1 pseudogene is annotated in these 251 nt (G+C 62.2%); it reads right to left on the reverse strand.

Going from position 1 to position 251, the window contains the following annotated elements:
- Window positions 1-233, reverse strand: a pseudogene (locus tag CVH10_RS22780) (ABC transporter substrate-binding protein); the annotation flags it as partial.
- Window positions 234-251: the final 18 nt, after the last annotated feature.

Genomic DNA, 251 nt, shown 5'->3' on the forward strand with positions numbered 1-251 from the left:
GCGTTCTTGATCTTCTTGGTGTCGATGCCCTTCAGGTTGCCGGTCGGCACGATCTTCTTGAGCGAGAAGAACTCGGTGTCGATCAGGTCGAAGCTGTTGGGCGCGGTGACGGCGCGCTTGGTCACGTCGTCGGTGGTCACGGCCACGTACTGGATCTCGATGCCGGTGTCGGCCTTGAACTTCTCGGCGATGGCCTTGTCCTGGTTCACCGCGGTGCCCAGGTAGCGCAGCACGACCTTCTCCTGCGCGTG

This window comes from Halomonas sp. ND22Bw, assembly GCF_003011945.1.
Taxonomy (GTDB): Bacteria; Pseudomonadota; Gammaproteobacteria; order Pseudomonadales; family Halomonadaceae; genus Halomonas; species Halomonas halophila.